Source organism: Dietzia sp. PP-33 (assembly GCF_033790845.1).
GTDB lineage: Bacteria > Actinomycetota > Actinomycetes > Mycobacteriales > Mycobacteriaceae > Dietzia.
This window is the reverse complement of sequence record NZ_JAMYEI010000002.1, coordinates 232,866-248,525: the sequence shown is the minus strand read 5'-3', so window position 1 is coordinate 248,525 and position 15,660 is coordinate 232,866. Positions and strand designations below refer to the sequence as shown.

Sequence of the window (15,660 nt, the reverse complement as noted above, 5' to 3'; positions counted from 1 at the left end):
AGGGGAGCAGATGACCACGCAGGCCGAGACCCAGCACCGGGCGGAGGGCGCGGCACTCGCGGCCGTCGCCACAGACCTCGTCATGACCTACGGCGAGGGCGAGACCGAGGTCCGCGCGCTGGACCACGTGAGCGCCTCGTTCGAACGCGGACGGTTCACCGCGATCATGGGGCCCTCCGGCTCCGGCAAGTCCACCCTCATGCACTGCATGGCGGGACTGGACCGCCCCACGTCCGGCTCGGTGCGGATCGGGGAGACCGAGATCGTCGGGCTGGCGGACAAGGAGCTCACCGCGCTGCGACGCGACCGCATCGGCTTCGTCTTCCAGTCCTTCAACCTCGTCCCCACCCTGACCGCCGAGGAGAACATCACCCTCCCGCAGGACATCGCGGGCCACGCGATCGACCGCGCGTGGTTCGACGAGGTGATCGGGCGGCTGGGGATCAAGGACCGTCTCTCGCACCGGCCGGCGGAGCTGTCCGGGGGCCAGCAGCAGCGCGTCGCCTGCGCGCGTGCGCTGGTCGGCCGCCCGGACATCCTGTTCGGCGACGAGCCCACCGGCAACCTCGACTCCACCTCGTCGGCGGAGGTGCTGTCGATCCTGCGCAGCGCCGCCGACGACTTCCAGCAGACCGTCGTGATAGTCACCCACGACCCGCGGGCCGCCACCTACGCCGACCGCGTCCTGCTGCTCGCCGACGGCCGGGTCGTGCGTGAACTGGCCAATCCCACCGCCGATGAGATCCTGGCGGCCATGGGCGCGCTCGAGGAGCGGTGATGGCCCGCGATCGTCACTCCGGACGTCACTCCGCAGGTCACGCCCCCAGCCATACCCGCCCGATGCTCCGGGTCTCGCTGCGCAACATCGCAGCGCACAAGCTCCGCCTGGTCCTGTCGGTGCTGGCCGTGGTGCTCGGCACCGCGTTCGTCACCGGCTCGCTGGTGTTCACCTCGACACTCAAGAGCACCTTCGACGGGTTGCTCGACCAGGGCACGCAGGACCTGTCCGCCATGATCGAACCCGAGGACCCGCGGGGCGCCGGCGTGCCGTTCGAAGTGGCCGACCGCGCGCTCGAACTGCCGGGCGTCGAGGCGGTCACCCCCGGCGTGAGCGGCACCGTGGTGCTGTTCAACGCCGACGGCACGCCCTACCAGTCCGGCGGCGCCCCGTCGGAGGGCCTGGAATGGGTCGAGCCCGAGGAGGCCGTGGGCAGCAGCAGCTGGCTGACCGAGGGCAGGGCCCCCGCCGGCGACGACGAGGTCGTCCTGCCCGCGTCGGTGCTGGAGGGCGCGGGGCTGTCCATCGGCGACTCCGCGCAGGTGTACACCACCTCGCAGGGGATGCTCGACGTCGTCGTCGTCGGGTCCTACTCCTCCGAGACCGACGTGGGCGGATACGTCGGCGTCGGATTCAGCTCGGAACGGGCTCGCGCGCTGTTCACCGACGGCGAGAACGCCAGCGACATCTCGGTCAAGGCGGCTCCCGGCGTGAGTCAGGAGGAGGTGCGCGACACCCTCGCCGCCGAGTTCCCCGAGTACGAGGTGAGTACCGGGGCCGAGGTCAAGGAGAGGCTCTCCGAGCAGCTGTCGACCATCCTGGACTTCGTCAACTACTTCTTCGTGGCCTTCGGCCTGATCGCCCTGCTGGTGGGCACGTTCATCATCTACAACACCTTCTCCATGCTGGTCGCGCAGCGGTTGCGTGAGCTCGCCCTGCTGCGGGCGATCGGTGCGACGCGCGGCCAGCTCACCCGATCCGTGCTGGCCGAGGCCGCGCTGACCGGACTGGTCGGCTCCGCGCTCGGCGTCCTGGCCGGGTTCGGGCTCGCCAAGGTGATCTTCACGGTCCTCGACGCCTTCGACCTGGGCATCCCGTCCGGGGCGCTGGCGCTCACCCCGATGTCCGTGATCACCCCGCTCGTGCTGGGGTTCGTCGTGACCGTGTTCTCCGCGTGGGCCCCCGCCCGACGTGCCGGTCGCGTCGCCCCCGTCCAGGGCATGCGGGTTGGCGCCGCCTCCGCGGAGGCCGGCGGTGCCTGGCGCACCTCCGTCGGGGTCCTCGCCGTGGTCAGCGGCATCATGCTGGCCCTGATCGGCACCTGGCAGGACACCACCAGGAGCGGCGCGATCACGGTGGGCGTCGGCGCCGCCGCGCTGATCGTGGGCAGCTTCCTGGTGATGCCCGCGCTGGCCAGGCCCATCGCCGGCGGCATCGGACGACTCATCGGAGCGCCCTTCGGTGCCGTCGGCAAGCTCGCCGCCACCAACGCCGGTCGCAACACCCGTAGAACCGCCGCCACGGCGTTCGCCCTCACCCTGGGGCTGACCCTGGTCGCGGCGTTCGGCACCCTCGGCGCCACCACCAAGGAGAGCGTGAGCGGGCTGATCGACCAGGGGATCACCGCCGACGTCATAGTCCAAGGCGTGGCCTCCCAGGGCCCGCCCACCCCGCTGGCCGGCGGGATCGAGGACCGGATCGCGGACGTCGACGGGGTGGGCGACGTGGCCTGGCTGGCGTTCGGCTTCGGCCAGCTCGGCGGCGAACCCCAGGCGATCGCCGCCGCCGGCGGGCCTGTGGGGGAACTGCTCGACGTGACTGTGGTCGACGGTTCACTCGAGCCGCAGGAGGACTCCCTCGTGGTCTCCCGCGAGGTCGCCAGGGACGAGGGGTGGTCCATGGGCGCCCGCGTGCCGCTCGTCGGCCCCGACGGCTCCGAGTCCACGCTCCGGGTGACCGGCGTGTACTCCGACGCCCAGATCCTCGGCCCCTTCTACACCGGTATGGACGTCTACGACCGGCTGGTGCCGGAGAACCTGCGCTCCACCGCGATCGTGCTGGCCAAGGCCGGCGAGGGCACGTCGTCGGATGAGGTGTTGGGGGCGGTCACCGAGGAACTCACCGACATCCCCATCGCGACCGTGCAGAGCAAGCAGCAGTATATCGACGTCCAGTCGGGCGGGATCGACCAGCTGCTCACGATCATCTACGCCCTGCTCGGTCTGGCCCTGGTGATCGCGGTGCTGGGCATTGTCAACACCCTGGCGCTGTCGGTGATCGAGCGGCGCACGGAGATCGGCATGCTCCGGGCCGTGGGGATGCAGCGGTCCCAGGTCCGACGGGTGATCAACCTCGAATCCACTCAGATCGCGGTGTTCGGGGCGCTGGTCGGCGCGGCCGTGGGCGTCTACCTGGGCTGGGCCTTTGTCTCCGTGCTCGCCGACAGCGGGCTGAGCGAGACCACCATCCCGTGGGGGACCATCGGGATCGTGCTGGTGGCCTCGGCGTTCGTGGGTGTGCTGGCCTCGCTGTGGCCGGCGCACCGGGCCGCCAAGACCGAGCCGTTGGAGGCGATCGCGGACTAGTCGAGAGTTCGCCGAGAGGGCGGTTCCGGGGAAACGGGTCGACAACAGCGGTAGCGTGTGTCCTAGATCACACTTAGGGTGGGCCGCGGCCCGCCCCTATCGTTCAGGAAGAAGACCCACGATGCACCCCACTCTCACCCGGCTTCTGGCGGGATCCGCAGCGGCACTGCTCACCACCGCTGCGCTGGCGGTTCCCGCTCAGGCACAGACCGAGATCGACCTTCCGGACCCCTGCGACGTCAACTACTTCGAAGAGCAGGACATGTGGGAGATCTCCTGGGGCTCGCCGTTCTACTCGAACACGACGGTATTCGACGACTCCTCGTATGGCGGACTCGTCGACATCAACGGAAACGGTGTTCCCGGCTACATCGCTGACTACTCGGGAGACTGGAGCTGGCTCTATGTGACCCGGGCGCAGCTCAACGAGCCGGGCGGCGTCCGTGTCGACTACACCTTCGAGGACGGGACCACGTGGCGCGCGGAAGTGGTCCCGGACATCAACGGGTGCCCGGCCGCCAAGTGGACGCCGAATCCCGTAGATGAACCCGACGAGGGTGGCTCTGCTACCGGTTCACTCGGTTCGCTGTTCGGCAGCGCGCAGAGCACCGATGAGGGTGATGGCGAGACGAACGGGGTCGTTGACGCGGGTAGCGTCGGCTGACCCGCGCTAGGCTCGGCTGCGGCGTGCCAAGGGAAGTCAGCCGCCGACCGAGAGCCACGCAGCCGCCGCCGCACCGGCGATCATCGCGGGACCGAACGCGATGCCGGTGTGGCGGTCGGCTCTACGGCTGAGGAGCAGGATGAGAGCGACGACCGCGTTGATCGCGAACGCGGCCAGGGTTCCGACCAGCACGTAGTACCAGCCCAGCCAGCCCAGGAACGCCCCCAGCACGCCGGCCAGTTTGACGTCGCCCAGGCCCAGCCCAGAGGGGTTGATGAACGCCAGGGTGAAGTAGAAGGCGAGTAGAGCCAGGGCCGCGGCGGCGGCGCGCCCGAGGGCGCCCCAGTCGCCGGTCACCGCGGACGACGTGGCCAGCGCCGCGAACAGGATCGGGTACATGGGGACGACGACGAGGTCGGGTAGTCGGTGCACGGCCAGGTCGATCGCCACGAGGAGCCCACACGCCACCGCCAGCGCGGCGAAGGCGACCAGTTCGGGCACGTTCTCGGCCAGCGCGGCGGCCCCGGCCCCAACGGCGGCCGCCAGGGCCACGTGGACGCCGCTACGCAGCCAGAGGGAGTCGGACTCGGCGATGGTCCGGATCCACCCGGTCAGCGCCGCGGCGAGTGCCCCGCACACCACCGCGGTGAGCAAGATGGTCAGGGGCGCGGCGGTCAGGGGCACGCGGCTATCACGGGCATCAGGAGAAGGCCTCCATCATGTTCATCGCGGTCGGGCCGAGGAGCACGATGAACAGTACCGGCAGGATGCACAGCATCAGCGGGAAGATCACCTTGACCGGGATTTGCATCGCCTTCTCCTCGGCACGCTGGCGGCGCTTGCTCCGTAGCTCGGAGGCCTGTGTGCGCAGGACGTCGGCGATCGAGATGCCGTAGGCGTCGGCCTGGATGATGGCGCGGACGAAGCGGCGCAAGTCCGCGACATCGGTCCGGCGGGCCAGCGATTCGTAGGCGTGACGGCGAAGCTGGCCCACCTGGATTTCCTGCAGCGTGCGTGAGAACTCGTCAGCGAGTGGACCCTTGCCGTTCTTCGCGGCCCGCGCCATGGCGGAGTCGAAGCCCAGCCCGGCCTCCACCGCGATGGTCATCTGGTCCAGGGTGTCGGCCAGCTCGAGCTGGATGGCCTGACTGCGCTCCTGCCCGCGGCTGTGCAAGAGAAGTTCCGGGAGGAAGTAGCACGCCAGGGTGACGGCCAGTGCCAGCAGCAGCGGCAGCGCGCCGGTGGTGCTGGAGACGAACGCCAGGCTCAGCACCACCGCCCCGAGACCCAGCACCTGCTTGGCCACCAGCAATTTGTCCAGCGGCCAGCCCTGCGGCCTGCCGGCCTTGATCAGCAGTCTGTCGAGCATCCGGATCGACGGTGCCGGGGTCAGCTTCCGCGCGATCGTGGACAGCGAGCCGCTGGAATCCTCCTCGCCCGGGAGGTCGGCCTCCGGGGCCTGCTCGGGGTGCATCCCGCGGTGGAGGTTGAGTACCGTGCGTTGGCGGACGCGCCCGGGGCCGGCGAAGACGGCCCAGCTCAGCAGGAACACCGAGCCGGCCAAGGTCAGGACGGCCAGCAGTGCGATCGGTGCCACGGCGTGCTCCTCTCAGAACGTGATTGGCCTTCAGAATTTGATGCTGACGACCTTGCGCAGCCAGAGTGCACCCACAACTAGCAGGACCACGCTGACGCAGATAAGGGTGTAACCCAGTAGGCCTTCAGTGAACTTGGAGATGTACTCGGGGTTCGTCATGAACAGGAATCCGGAAATTCCGAACGGCAGCGCCATGAGTACGTAGGCCGAGAGCTTGCCCTCGGCGGCGAGAGCCTGGACCTGGCGGCGGATCTGATTGCGCTCCCGGATGGTGTGGCCGACGCCGTCGAGGACTTCGGCAAGGTTGCCACCGACCTCGCGGTTGATGGCGATGGCCTGGGTGACCCACTCGAAGTCCTCGCTGCCCATTCGGCGGGCGGTCTCCTCCAACGCGGGCGCGAGATCGCGGCCGACGCGGGTCTCGTTGATGATGCGGGCGAACTCCTCCGAGGTGGGCTCCTCGGCCTCGCGGGCCACCGAGGCCAGGGCCTGCAGCAGGCTGTGGCCGGCTCGCAGACTGCTGGCCATCAGCTGCAGGGAGTCGTCCAACTGGTCGGCGAAAGCTGACCGCCGACGAGACGCTCGGATGTCGAGCGCGAACTTGGCTGCGATCGGCGTGAGTGCGGCCAGGAAGAGACCCGTCACCGGTCCTACCGCGACCAACCCCAGAGCGAACGTCACCACGGCGGCGATCCCCACCAGGAAGACGAAGTCCTGCAGGCTCATCTTCACCCCGGCCCGTTCCAACGCGCCGGCCCCCGGGGCGCCACGGCGGCTCAGGGTGGTGTCGATGGCCGTGGTGGCTGCCGTCGCCGTGCGCGAGATGATCCCGGGACCCTCATGGATGCCCGGCCGGCGACGGGCGCGGGGGACGCGGCCCGGGCGCGGGGATAAGAGCAGGAACGTACCGATCAGCAGCGCTAGCGACAGCGAAGCCACCCCGAGACCAGCCGGGGAGGCCAGGACCTGGCCGACCGAACCGTTCATCGGTTCTTCCCGGTGTTCCCGGTGGGCGTGGGTACCGCAAACACCCGGGGCGAGAGGGTGATGCCCATCTCCGCGAACTGGTCGGTGAAGCGCGGACGCACCCCGGTGGAGACCGGTTTGCCGAGGAACTTCCCGTCGGGTCCCACGCCCGCGGAATAGTCGAACAGGAACGCGTCCTGCAGAGTGACCGTCTGGCCCTCCATTCCCTGGACCTCGGTCACCGCCGTGACCCGCCGGGTGCCGTCACGCAATCGGGTCAGCTGGATGATCACGTCCACGGCAGAGGCGATCTGCTCCCGGATGGCCCGCAATGGCAGGTCCATCCCGGCCATGAGCACCAAGGTCTCCAGGCGCGCGACCGCGTCGCGGGGGGAGTTGGCGTGCACGGTCGACAGTGACCCATCGTGGCCGGTGTTCATGGCCTGCAGCATGTCCAGGGTCTCTCCGCCGCGGACCTCGCCCACCACGATCCTGTCGGGGCGCATACGCAGCGAGTTACGCACCAGGTCGCGGATGCTGATCTCACCCTTGCCCTCGATGTTCGCGGGCCGGGCCTCTAGGCGGACCACGTGGTCCTGCTGCATTTGCAGCTCGACCGCGTCCTCGATGGTGACGATCCGCTCGGACTCGGGGATGAACGAGGACAGGACGTTGAGCAGCGTGGTCTTACCGCTTCCGGTGCCGCCGGAAACGATGATGTTGAGCCGGGCCTGGACGCACGCCCGTAGGAGTTCGGACATCTCCGGGGTGAGCGTGCCGAACCCGATCAGGTCGTTGACCTTGAAGGGGTCCTTGGAGAACTTTCGGATGGTCAGAGATGAACCGTTGACCGCCAGCGGGGGGATCACGGCGTTGACGCGCGATCCGTCCGCCAGACGTGCGTCGACCAGGGGCGAGGACTCGTCGATGCGCCGCCCGATCCGAGAGACGATCCTCTCGATGACCTGTCGCAGGTGCTCCTCGGATGTGAAGCGGGCGGCGCTCCGGGTCAGGCGGCCGCGCTGCTCGATGTAGATCATGTCCGGGCCGTTGACCATGATCTCGGTGACAGTGGGGTCCGCCAGGAGTCGTTCGAGAGGGCCGTGCCCCAGAACGTCGTCCTGGATGTCGCTGATGAGCCGCTGCCGCTGTTCCGCGGTCAGGGGAACCGTCTCGTCCTCGACGACCTTGTTGAGTTCTGTACGCACCAGGGCGTGCAGCTGATCCTCGGTGAGAGACGGGTTGTTGAGCCTGGCCCCCACCCGCTCGAACAGCGCAGCGGACGCGCGATCCTTGAGTGCGATCAGCGCGTCGGGCTCCGGCTGCGCCGAGGGGGACGGTGGGGCTGAGGGGGCCGGTAGCTTTGCGGCCTGTGAGACACGCGCGGGCCTGGCGGCGGCCCCGGGGGCAGTCGGGGCTGGCTGAGCAGCAATGTCCTCTGCGCCTGCAGAGGGCGCCGCGGTCGCGGGAGAGGTGTCAGATCCCAGTGCGGGGCTCTCACCACGGGCGGCGCGTAGGCGGTCGCTCAGGCTCATTGTGCACCTTTTCGACGAAGTCGGTGACGGCCGCCGAAGCCGGGACCGGCCGTGGCCTTCGCGGGTCGGGGGTCTCTCATGGGGGCGGGGGTGAAGCGGTCCACCAGGTGTCGCAGCTTCTTGGTCATGGGATCGCGGGCTTCGCTCAGCAGTAGCGGGACGCCTTGATTCATGGAGACCGCAGCGGCGCGTGATCGAGGCAGGACCAGGTCTACGCCTGTTCCGATGGTCGCCTCTACGTCTGACCGGGTAAGACCCGAGTGGGTGTCAGCGAAGTTCACCACCACGTGGCGGCGTTCGAACGCCATCCCCAGGTCGCGAAGGATGTCCAGTTCCTTGCGTAGCCCCCGCACCCCGGGAACATCCATGCTGGTGAGCAGGACCAGGTCGTCGGTCAGATCGAGCGCCGCGAGGGTGTGGTCGGTGAGCGCCGGGGCGGTGTCGATCACGACGTACCGGAATTCCGACGCCAGTGTCTGGAGTAGGTGGGTGAGCTCTTCCACTCCCACCAGGTCCGCCTCGGCCGGCGAATGTGGGCCGCACACAACGGCCAAACCGGTCTCGTGCTGCGTCAGGAACGTCTTGAGGACCATCGAGTCGCGGGCGGCGACCCCCTGCACCACGTCCACGAGGGTGTGTTCGGGCGAGAGATTGAGCGCGTTGGCCACGTCTCCGAACTGCAGGTCCAGGTCCACCAGGACCGTGGAGTGCGGTTCGGATCGAGCGAGTCCTACAGCGAGGTTGGTGGCGATCGTCGTCTTGCCCACCCCGCCCTTCGGCGAGACCACGCTGAGCACCCGGCCCCGGCCAGACTGCGAGCCCTGGCCGGGGTCGGCGCCGTCCCCCTGCCCTGCGGGCGAGCGCTGCCGGGTGACCCTGAGGGCGCGATCGAGTGCCTGACGGATCTCGTCCTCGTCTGATTCGGTGGGGACGATGTCGCTCACCCCCGCCCGCATCGCGCCAAGGCCCAGCTCGGCGGCCCGATCGCTGACCAAGACCACGGCGATACCGGGGCACTCGACGTTCAGCCGGGTCGCAAGCTCCAGTGCCGCCTCCGTCCCGGAGCGCTCGTCGATCACTACGACCTCGGGGACCGCTCCGTCCTCTAGCAGTTGGAACAACTGTGCGGGGCCCGCAGGAAGCGGTCCGGGGGGCAGTGCCGGTATTGGTTGGCCGGTGGCGGCCCGGAACCGGTCGCGGAGGTCGACGAAGTCAGTAGCCAGCAGGATGTTGTTCATCGGTACACGTTCCCGGGGTTGACGATGCGGGTGCCGTCCTGAGGGGTTTCGGCGTCCTCCAGAGAGAGCCAGATGGAGCCGTTCTCGCCGGCAAAGACGACCTTCTCGGCGTCCGGCGCCGTCAGAGCCAGGGTCACCAGCACACTTCCCTCGTACACGGGAGCGTCTGCGGGATCGTCGGAGGTCTCCTCGTTCGAACCCGAGGACGGCAGGCCACCTTGAACTCGCAGGACGAGAACCTTGTGGAGCATCAGGTGCGTCTCTTCACCGATCGTGGCGAACACTCCCACGGTGTCACCTGGGGTGACTGTGCCGCCCACGACTCGCGAGGAGTCCAGGGGGACCGCCACCTGGTGGAAGCCCTCGGGGGCCGGAATGCCGCCGAACTGCTGGAGGGACTGCAGCGACGCGAAGCGTCCGGAGAGCAACTGTTCCCCGGTGGCGAGGTCGGTGGCGGCGACCATGGTCCCGAGCTCCGTCAGATCGGTCACCGAACCCGGGCCCACCGCTGCGGCAGGAAGTTCGCGCTCCTCGACCAACTCGCCGAGTGCCGAGGCGGGGGTCCCCTCGGCGATCGGCGCGATCGCGACCAGGACGCTCACCGGTTGGAGGTCGGCCATCGCCCGTTCGTCCGCCGCGCCGACGTAGCGCAGTAGGAGTACGGCGCCGAGAAGCGCCAAGAGGACGGCGGCGAGCACTGCTACGAGACGACGGTTCACTTCAGCTCACTTAATTGTCTGGGAGGAGATAGACGGCGCTGGCACCGAGGTTCTGCGTGCTCGGCCCGTACTGGAAGTCGTCCGAGCGATCGAGAAACTCAGTGAAGTAGCCCTTGATGCACCGTTCATTGCCGCTGCACGGGCTGTTCCAGCGCGCGCCGGACAGGTGATATCCGGTGATCGTGAAGGCCGCGTAGTTGTATACGCGGTAGTAGGCGTTGTTTCCCTGTCCTCGGTACTGGTCGAAGAGGGGCAGGAGAATCGTCTTGTTGTGAAGGGACGACATACAACTCGTGCCGCCCTTGTTGCCGGGGGCGCCCTGCACTTCCTGGCCGATCCGGCTGAACGCTTGGCACGTCCCTGCATTCGGAGCGAGCCAGCCAAACCCTCCGGGGACCAGATTTCCTTGAGGCACGGGACAATCGGTGTTCGAGGTCTTGGCGAAGTCGATAGTCCGCTCGACCGTGTCCGACGGTTTCCCCCCGCCGGTCTGTGCCCAGAACTCGCACACGTAGAAAGCGAGCGGAAGCGCAGCAGTTCCACTGATCGGAGAGCCCCACCCTGCTGTGCTGGTGGCGCCGACTTCCGATTCGTCGATCCCCAGTACTGGGGCGAACAGGTGCTCCCGGGTCCCGGATGTATCGACGGTGACCTTCCCGGCCGAGGCGACGAGGTCGACCGATACCGTGTTGTCGGCCTGTGAAGTGTTCATGTCGACGAGCTGGCCCGCAGTGGTTCTGGCTCGGGTGGTCTCACAGTTGTTCCTGGAGCAGTCTTGTGCGATCGCGAGGGCAGCGGCGTCCGCGCCCATTTGCAATTTCTGACGGTCGGAGTGGACAGCTGCGATGTCGATCGAGATGGCAGCGAAGCCGAGCAGCGGGACCATTAGTAACGCCACGAGGACACTCACGGCTCCGCGATCGCCACTCAGCCGTTGCATCGCATGCTCCCACTGCCGGTGAGGGTGAAGTCGTCGAGTGGGAGGAACCCGCTGAGCAGCTCGAACGGGTAGTTGACCGTGACCGTGGCGGTAGGTGTCGAATCCTCGGGCGCGCAGTTGATCGGGTCAACCGTGATCTGCGAATCGGGGATGTCGAGCCCGGAAGCCGCGAAGATTACCGCGGACTTCGCGGCGGTCACATCGTTCTGCAGTGCCATCACGCGGACGCCGTCACGGGCGGCGTTGGAGAGCGTGGTCTGGATGTTGTAGGCGCGGCCGAATTCGATGATCCCGATCACCAGCGTGAGCAGAATCGGGACGACCAGGGCGAACTCCACGGCCGCGGCTCCGCGGTCACGGAGGGGACTGGTCATGGTTTGTCCTCGAGGGGGAAGGGGGGAACCGACTCCGGCGCAGCGCCCACATGCGGTGGGTGCTGCGCCGGAAGTCAGGCTTCGGACTTCTAGGCCGCTGCGGCGCCAGAGGGAAGCCGATCCGAAATGTTGTCGAACAGGGTCTCCAGCTGGCCACCCAGTGCGGTGACGGCCACGATGATCACAACCGCAATCAGGCCGACCATCAGGCCGTACTCCACGGCCGTCGCGCCGCGGTCCTTGCGGTCCTCGAAGCGGTCCCCGACGAGGGCGAAGAGGGTGAAGAGGTAGGTAGCTGCCTGGCTCATGATGAACCGTCCTTCTCTGGTGCGGGGGCCGAGCGGCCCGAGGGGAGGGGCGTCCGATTCGGTGTGAATCAGTGACGCTGATCACTATTACACAGTTTCCTCAGATATCAAAGCAAACTGATTAATTCAGTGCCTCAGTTCACGGAACCGGAGCGTGTAGCGCCAGATCTGGCCCGGCCTGAGGCTGCCGGAGGACGCGTCCCTCACCGTTCTGATCCGTACGGGGCTGCAACTGAACGGTGCACACTTCAAGCCGCACAGTGGTTGTCGACGGTCATGGTCTCGGAGTGTCGCCAGGGTGGCGGCAACGGAGATCGCGACGCGAAAGCACGGGAGGGGTGGTGAGGGGTGCGTCTGCGAACCGACCTTAGTCTGTGAGAAGCCTGTACGTCTACATAGGTAAGGGTAAGTGGGGGTACGACGGGGTGCTGGACGGCCGTGACGCTGGTGAGGCGACACGCATGACGGAACCGACCGTCCGTCTCAGACGACTGGTAGAGGGAGTCAGCGCAGGAGACCGAAGAGGCGTCCGCCGCGGTGCTCGTGGCGCGAGAGCGCGGAACCGAGCAGATGGGCGTCGTGCTCGTGGTCGACCTCGGTGCCGGCCAACCGTCCGACGGTGCGCTCCCAGAGCAGTCCTTCGTACACGGCGAGGAGGTCCAGGGCGGCCGCGGCGGGATCACGCAGGCCGGCAGCGTCGAGCGGCCCGGCGAGGTCGCTCGGGTCGAGCAGGGCGGCCACGAGGTCGGTGGTGTCGTCCTTGCCGGTGAGCTCCATGATCAGCGCGGAGCGGGCCGCGAGTTCGCCGCGGTAGTCGGCGAGGAGGCCCTCGATCATGCGGGTGAGCATCGACAGGACGTCGTCGGCGTCGGAGGAGGCCAGCTCCTGGATCCCGGAGACCTCGACGAACCCACGCAGGAGCGAGGTGAGCCGGTCGACGGTGAGGGAGAGGAGTTGCGCGCGGGTCCGGCAGTAGTAGGAGGTGGAGCCTGAGGGCAGGCCGGCCTCGGAGTCCACGGCACGGTGGGTCAGCGCGCGGACGCCGTCCCTGGCCACCACCTCGATCGCCGAATCGGCGATGAGCATGCGCCGGTCCTCCATGGTGGCTCCCGTCGTCGTCGTACACGTGGCTGAGGCTCGACCGCTGTAGCGCGGGCCGTCGACGCCTGGCGCCGACTAGGGGGTCAGCCTATCGCCGGAAACGTGCCGGAGGCGGGGAAACAACACCACGCCCCGACACCGGTTTCGGTGTCGGGGCGTGGAGTGTGGGAGACCCGGTGGGTCAGGCCGCCGGGGCGACCTTGCGGGAGCGGCGCGAACGCGTGTACTCGAGAGCCGTCTGCAGACCGGCCCGCTGGCCCTCACCCTGTGCCTTGAGGGGCTTGGGAAGATCCGCGAACATGCGCTCGGAGTGGGTCTCCGGGGCGTCGTCCGCAGTGCGACGGAGCATGTGGTTGGGCAGCGACATCTTGGCGATCGTCCTCCACGCCTTGAAGTACTGCACCGGGAGCGGGCCCGCCACGTAGGGCAGGTCGTACTTGCGGCACACCTCGCGCACCCGGACCGACGCCTCGGCCAGGCGGTTGGACGACATGTCGGGGTAGATGTGGTGCTCGATCTGGTACGACAGGTTTCCCGAGAGGAAGTCGACGACCGGCCCACCGGTGAGGTTGGCGGAGCCGAGCATCTGCCGCAGGTACCACTCGGCCCGCGTCTCGTTCTCCACGTCCTTCTTGGTGAACTTCTCGGCGCCGTCCGGGAAGTGGCCGCAGAAGATCACCGCGTTGGTCCACACGTTGCGGATGCCGTTGGCGGCCATGTTCGCCGTGATCGTGGACTTCCACCCCTTGCGGGACAGGGCCGGGTAGAAGACGTAGTCCTTAGCGAGCTGGCGTCCGGCCTTCCTGGCGAAGAGCCCGAGCTTGTTCATGGTCTCGCGGCGGTCGTCGCGCCCCTTGGCCACCTTGCCCAGCTCGAGGTGCTGGATGCCGACGCCCCACTGGAACAGCAGCGCGAGGGCCGCGTTGTAGGCGAGGTTGCCGTAGTAGAAGGGGTGCCAGCGCTGGTCGCGCGTCACCCGGAGCACGCCGTACCCGACGTCGTCGTCCATGCCGACGATGTTGGTGTACTTGTGGTGGATGTAGTTGTGGGTGGCTTTCCAGTGCTCGGCGGTGCCGACGATGTCCCACTCCCACGTGGTGGAGTGGATCTCCGGATCGTTCATCCAGTCCCACTGCCCGTGCATGATGTTGTGCCCGAGCTCCATGTTCTCGATGATCTTGGAGAGCCCGAGTGCGCCGGCGCCGATCGCCCACGCCGTGCGGTTGCGCGAACCGACCATGAGCAGTGCGCGGGAGCTCAGCTCGAGGGCCCGCTGGAAGCGGATCGTGTTGTGGATGTACGTGGCGTCCCGCTCGCCCAGGGAGCCGATGATGTCCTTCCGGATCTGCTCGAGCTCGTCGCCCAGAGCCTCGATGTCGGCCTCGGAGAGGTGTGCGAATTCCGGGATGTCGGTGATAGCCATGAACCTACGGTATCGTAAGTTACGGTCCCGTAGGTAGGTTTAGTTGCAACAGTCACATGGGAACATGTATGGGTGCCGCGTCATCGTCGCTTCCCGGGCTCTCCGGTGGAGGCGTGACGACGACGAACGTGCTTACGATGTCACGGTTGTGTAACGTCGGGGTGGTTGATGACGACAGACAGGTTGTCACGTGCCACTGGCGGTCTGACGAGCGATGCTCGGACCGGCCGTGGCGGGGAACAGAGCATACGAGAACACCAGACGTACGTACGTCAGTACGAACCACCGAGGGGACCCATCATGAGCAGCAGCAGCAGTGTCAACGACATCTTCCTCCAGGCGATCCAGCCCATCGTCGACATCTTCTGGACCCTGGTGTGGACCGCCACCGGGTCCACCGTGAGCGTGCCGCGTCCGGTCGCTCCCACGACCTGAGCGATCAGAACCGGGTAGAGCCCGACACACGCCGGCCCGCCTCTTACGCGAGAGGCGGGCCGGCGTGTGTCGTCTGTGCGCCGGTCAGGTGCCGAACTTCTCGCTGCCGCCGAGGTCGATGGGGATCGACGCGCCGGTGATGCCCGCGCCGGCGTCGCTGCACAGGTAGACGGCCATCGACGCGATGGCCGACGCCTCCACCCACGGCTCGGGCATCTGGTTCATACCGGCGAAGGTCTCCGCGGCGTCCTCGAGCGTGGCGCCCTCGCCGCCGGTCATCATGGCGATCATCGACGGGTTGTCGATCATCGGGGTGCGCACGTTGCCGGGATGGATCGAATTGCACCGCACCCCCGAGAAGCCGAGCTCACCGGCCAGGGACTTGGCCAGGCCCCGGACCGCCCACTTGGAGGTCGTGTAGCTGGCGGTGAACGGTGCGCCGCGCAGGCCCACCATCGAGCTGACGATCACCACTGCTCCGCCCCGGCCGGAGGCCAGAATGTGGGGGATCGCGACGGTGGTGGTGACCCAGGTGCCCTTGAGGTTGATGTCGAGCGTGGTGTCCCACTCCTCTTCGGTGCGCTCCCACGAGGCGGTGGGCTCGGGCGAGACTCCCGCGTTCGCCACCACGAAGTCGAGTCCCCCCAGCTCCGCCACCCCCGCGTCGACGATATTCTGCATGCCCGGCAGGTCCCGCACGTCCACCTGCCCGGTCACGCACCGCCGACCGAGCGCACGGACGGCGTCCGCGGTGGCCTCCAGGTCCTCCGGGTTCGCCATCGGGTAGGGGACGGTCTCGATGTCGCGGCACAGGTCCAGGGCGATCACGTCGCACCCTGCGGCCGCGAACGCCTCGCAGTGGGCCCGGCCCTGCCCGCGGGCGGCTCCGGTGACCAGGACGACCCTGCCGGTGAGCTCGGGCGGGGTCGTGTTGGGGTTCGACATGGTGAGAGTCCTTCGGTGTTCGGCGGCGGGCCTCTGCGGGGTCGTCCGCCCT

General features: G+C 68.0%; 16 protein-coding genes. 4 read left to right on the top strand and 12 right to left on the bottom strand.

Annotated features, from left to right (window positions below):
- The first annotated feature begins 10 nt into the window (after positions 1-10).
- The 3 genes from NJE57_RS05255 to NJE57_RS05245 all read left to right on the top strand — a co-directional run bounded on the left by NJE57_RS05255 (position 11) and on the right by NJE57_RS05245 (position 4,027).
- Positions 11-778: an ABC transporter ATP-binding protein gene (locus NJE57_RS05255; protein WP_319027350.1), complete on the top strand. Its 768-nt coding sequence runs from the start codon at positions 11-13 to the stop codon at positions 776-778.
- The gene (locus tag NJE57_RS05250; protein ID WP_319027349.1) at positions 778-3,363 is read left to right on the top strand and encodes an ABC transporter permease; all 2,586 of its coding nucleotides are present in this window, start codon (positions 778-780) and stop codon (positions 3,361-3,363) included. The genes NJE57_RS05255 and NJE57_RS05250 overlap by 1 nt, the downstream gene beginning before the upstream one ends.
- A gap of 121 nt (positions 3,364-3,484) precedes the next feature.
- A complete protein-coding gene (locus tag NJE57_RS05245) occupies positions 3,485-4,027 on the top strand; it encodes a hypothetical protein (protein WP_319027348.1) in 543 nt (180 codons plus the stop codon).
- Positions 4,028-4,063: 36 nt separating this feature from the next.
- Here the strand turns inward: NJE57_RS05245 and NJE57_RS05240 are convergent, their stop codons facing one another.
- From NJE57_RS05240 to NJE57_RS05190, 11 genes are all read right to left on the bottom strand, one after another.
- A complete protein-coding gene (locus NJE57_RS05240) occupies positions 4,064-4,711 on the bottom strand; it encodes an A24 family peptidase (RefSeq protein ID WP_319027347.1) in 648 nt (215 codons plus the stop codon).
- A 16-nt stretch (positions 4,712-4,727) separates the two neighbouring features.
- Positions 4,728-5,624, bottom strand: a complete 897-nt coding sequence (locus tag NJE57_RS05235) for a type II secretion system F family protein (RefSeq protein ID WP_319027346.1) — start codon at positions 5,622-5,624, stop codon at positions 4,728-4,730.
- 30 nt (positions 5,625-5,654) lie between these two features.
- Positions 5,655-6,611, bottom strand: a complete 957-nt coding sequence (locus tag NJE57_RS05230; RefSeq protein ID WP_319027345.1) for a type II secretion system F family protein — start codon at positions 6,609-6,611, stop codon at positions 5,655-5,657.
- Positions 6,608-8,125, bottom strand: a complete 1,518-nt coding sequence (locus NJE57_RS05225; RefSeq protein ID WP_319027344.1) for a CpaF family protein — start codon at positions 8,123-8,125, stop codon at positions 6,608-6,610. The genes NJE57_RS05230 and NJE57_RS05225 overlap by 4 nt, the downstream gene beginning before the upstream one ends.
- On the bottom strand, positions 8,122-9,363 hold the full coding sequence (locus tag NJE57_RS05220; RefSeq protein WP_319027343.1) for an AAA family ATPase: 1,242 nt from the start codon (positions 9,361-9,363) through the stop codon (positions 8,122-8,124). The genes NJE57_RS05225 and NJE57_RS05220 overlap by 4 nt, the downstream gene beginning before the upstream one ends.
- Entirely contained in the window at positions 9,360-10,082 is a 723-nt protein-coding gene (locus NJE57_RS05215) for a Flp pilus assembly protein CpaB (RefSeq protein ID WP_319027342.1), read from the bottom strand. The genes NJE57_RS05220 and NJE57_RS05215 overlap by 4 nt, the downstream gene beginning before the upstream one ends.
- 10 nt (positions 10,083-10,092) lie before the next feature.
- Positions 10,093-10,992: a pilus assembly protein TadG-related protein gene (locus tag NJE57_RS05210; protein ID WP_319027341.1), complete on the bottom strand. Its 900-nt coding sequence runs from the start codon at positions 10,990-10,992 to the stop codon at positions 10,093-10,095.
- Between the two features lie 17 nt (positions 10,993-11,009).
- Positions 11,010-11,396 (bottom strand): TadE/TadG family type IV pilus assembly protein, encoded by a 387-nt coding sequence (locus NJE57_RS05205; RefSeq protein WP_319027340.1) that lies wholly within the window; start codon positions 11,394-11,396, stop codon positions 11,010-11,012.
- A gap of 89 nt (positions 11,397-11,485) precedes the next feature.
- Positions 11,486-11,704, bottom strand: coding sequence for a Flp family type IVb pilin (locus NJE57_RS05200; protein ID WP_319027339.1), 219 nt, complete (start codon positions 11,702-11,704; stop codon positions 11,486-11,488).
- A 504-nt stretch (positions 11,705-12,208) separates the two neighbouring features.
- The gene (locus tag NJE57_RS05195; RefSeq protein WP_319027338.1) at positions 12,209-12,805 is read right to left on the bottom strand and encodes a transcriptional regulator; all 597 of its coding nucleotides are present in this window, start codon (positions 12,803-12,805) and stop codon (positions 12,209-12,211) included.
- 181 nt (positions 12,806-12,986) lie between these two features.
- Complete coding sequence (locus NJE57_RS05190; RefSeq protein WP_319027337.1) at positions 12,987-14,228, bottom strand: acyl-CoA desaturase; 1,242 nt, start codon at positions 14,226-14,228, stop codon at positions 12,987-12,989.
- Between the two features lie 300 nt (positions 14,229-14,528).
- Here NJE57_RS05190 and NJE57_RS05185 point away from each other — a divergent pair, with 300 nt between their 5' ends.
- On the top strand, positions 14,529-14,663 hold the full coding sequence (locus tag NJE57_RS05185) for a hypothetical protein (RefSeq protein WP_319027336.1): 135 nt from the start codon (positions 14,529-14,531) through the stop codon (positions 14,661-14,663).
- An 84-nt stretch (positions 14,664-14,747) separates the two neighbouring features.
- Here NJE57_RS05185 and NJE57_RS05180 read toward each other — a convergent pair whose 3' ends face one another.
- A complete protein-coding gene (locus NJE57_RS05180; protein ID WP_319027335.1) occupies positions 14,748-15,608 on the bottom strand; it encodes a mycofactocin-coupled SDR family oxidoreductase in 861 nt (286 codons plus the stop codon).
- Positions 15,609-15,660 lie beyond the last annotated feature (52 nt).

Bases quoted from the DNA above. Each gene is read 5' to 3' on its own strand.
- NJE57_RS05245 (WP_319027348.1), top strand. From the start codon at position 3,485: ATGCACCCCACTCTCACCCGGCTTCTGGCGGGATCCGCAGCGGCACTG.
- NJE57_RS05185 (WP_319027336.1), top strand. From the start codon at position 14,529: ATGAGCAGCAGCAGCAGTGTCAACGACATCTTCCTCCAGGCGATCCAG.
- NJE57_RS05195 (WP_319027338.1), bottom strand. From the start codon at position 12,805: ATGGAGGACCGGCGCATGCTCATCGCCGATTCGGCGATCGAGGTGGTG.
- NJE57_RS05230 (WP_319027345.1), bottom strand. From the start codon at position 6,611: ATGAACGGTTCGGTCGGCCAGGTCCTGGCCTCCCCGGCTGGTCTCGGG.
- NJE57_RS05255 (WP_319027350.1), top strand. From the start codon at position 11: ATGACCACGCAGGCCGAGACCCAGCACCGGGCGGAGGGCGCGGCACTC.
- NJE57_RS05200 (WP_319027339.1), bottom strand. From the start codon at position 11,704: ATGAGCCAGGCAGCTACCTACCTCTTCACCCTCTTCGCCCTCGTCGGG.
- NJE57_RS05180 (WP_319027335.1), bottom strand. From the start codon at position 15,608: ATGTCGAACCCCAACACGACCCCGCCCGAGCTCACCGGCAGGGTCGTC.
- NJE57_RS05225 (WP_319027344.1), bottom strand. From the start codon at position 8,125: ATGAGCCTGAGCGACCGCCTACGCGCCGCCCGTGGTGAGAGCCCCGCA.
- NJE57_RS05205 (WP_319027340.1), bottom strand. From the start codon at position 11,396: ATGACCAGTCCCCTCCGTGACCGCGGAGCCGCGGCCGTGGAGTTCGCC.
- NJE57_RS05190 (WP_319027337.1), bottom strand. From the start codon at position 14,228: ATGGCTATCACCGACATCCCGGAATTCGCACACCTCTCCGAGGCCGAC.
- NJE57_RS05250 (WP_319027349.1), top strand. From the start codon at position 778: ATGGCCCGCGATCGTCACTCCGGACGTCACTCCGCAGGTCACGCCCCC.
- NJE57_RS05220 (WP_319027343.1), bottom strand. From the start codon at position 9,363: ATGAACAACATCCTGCTGGCTACTGACTTCGTCGACCTCCGCGACCGG.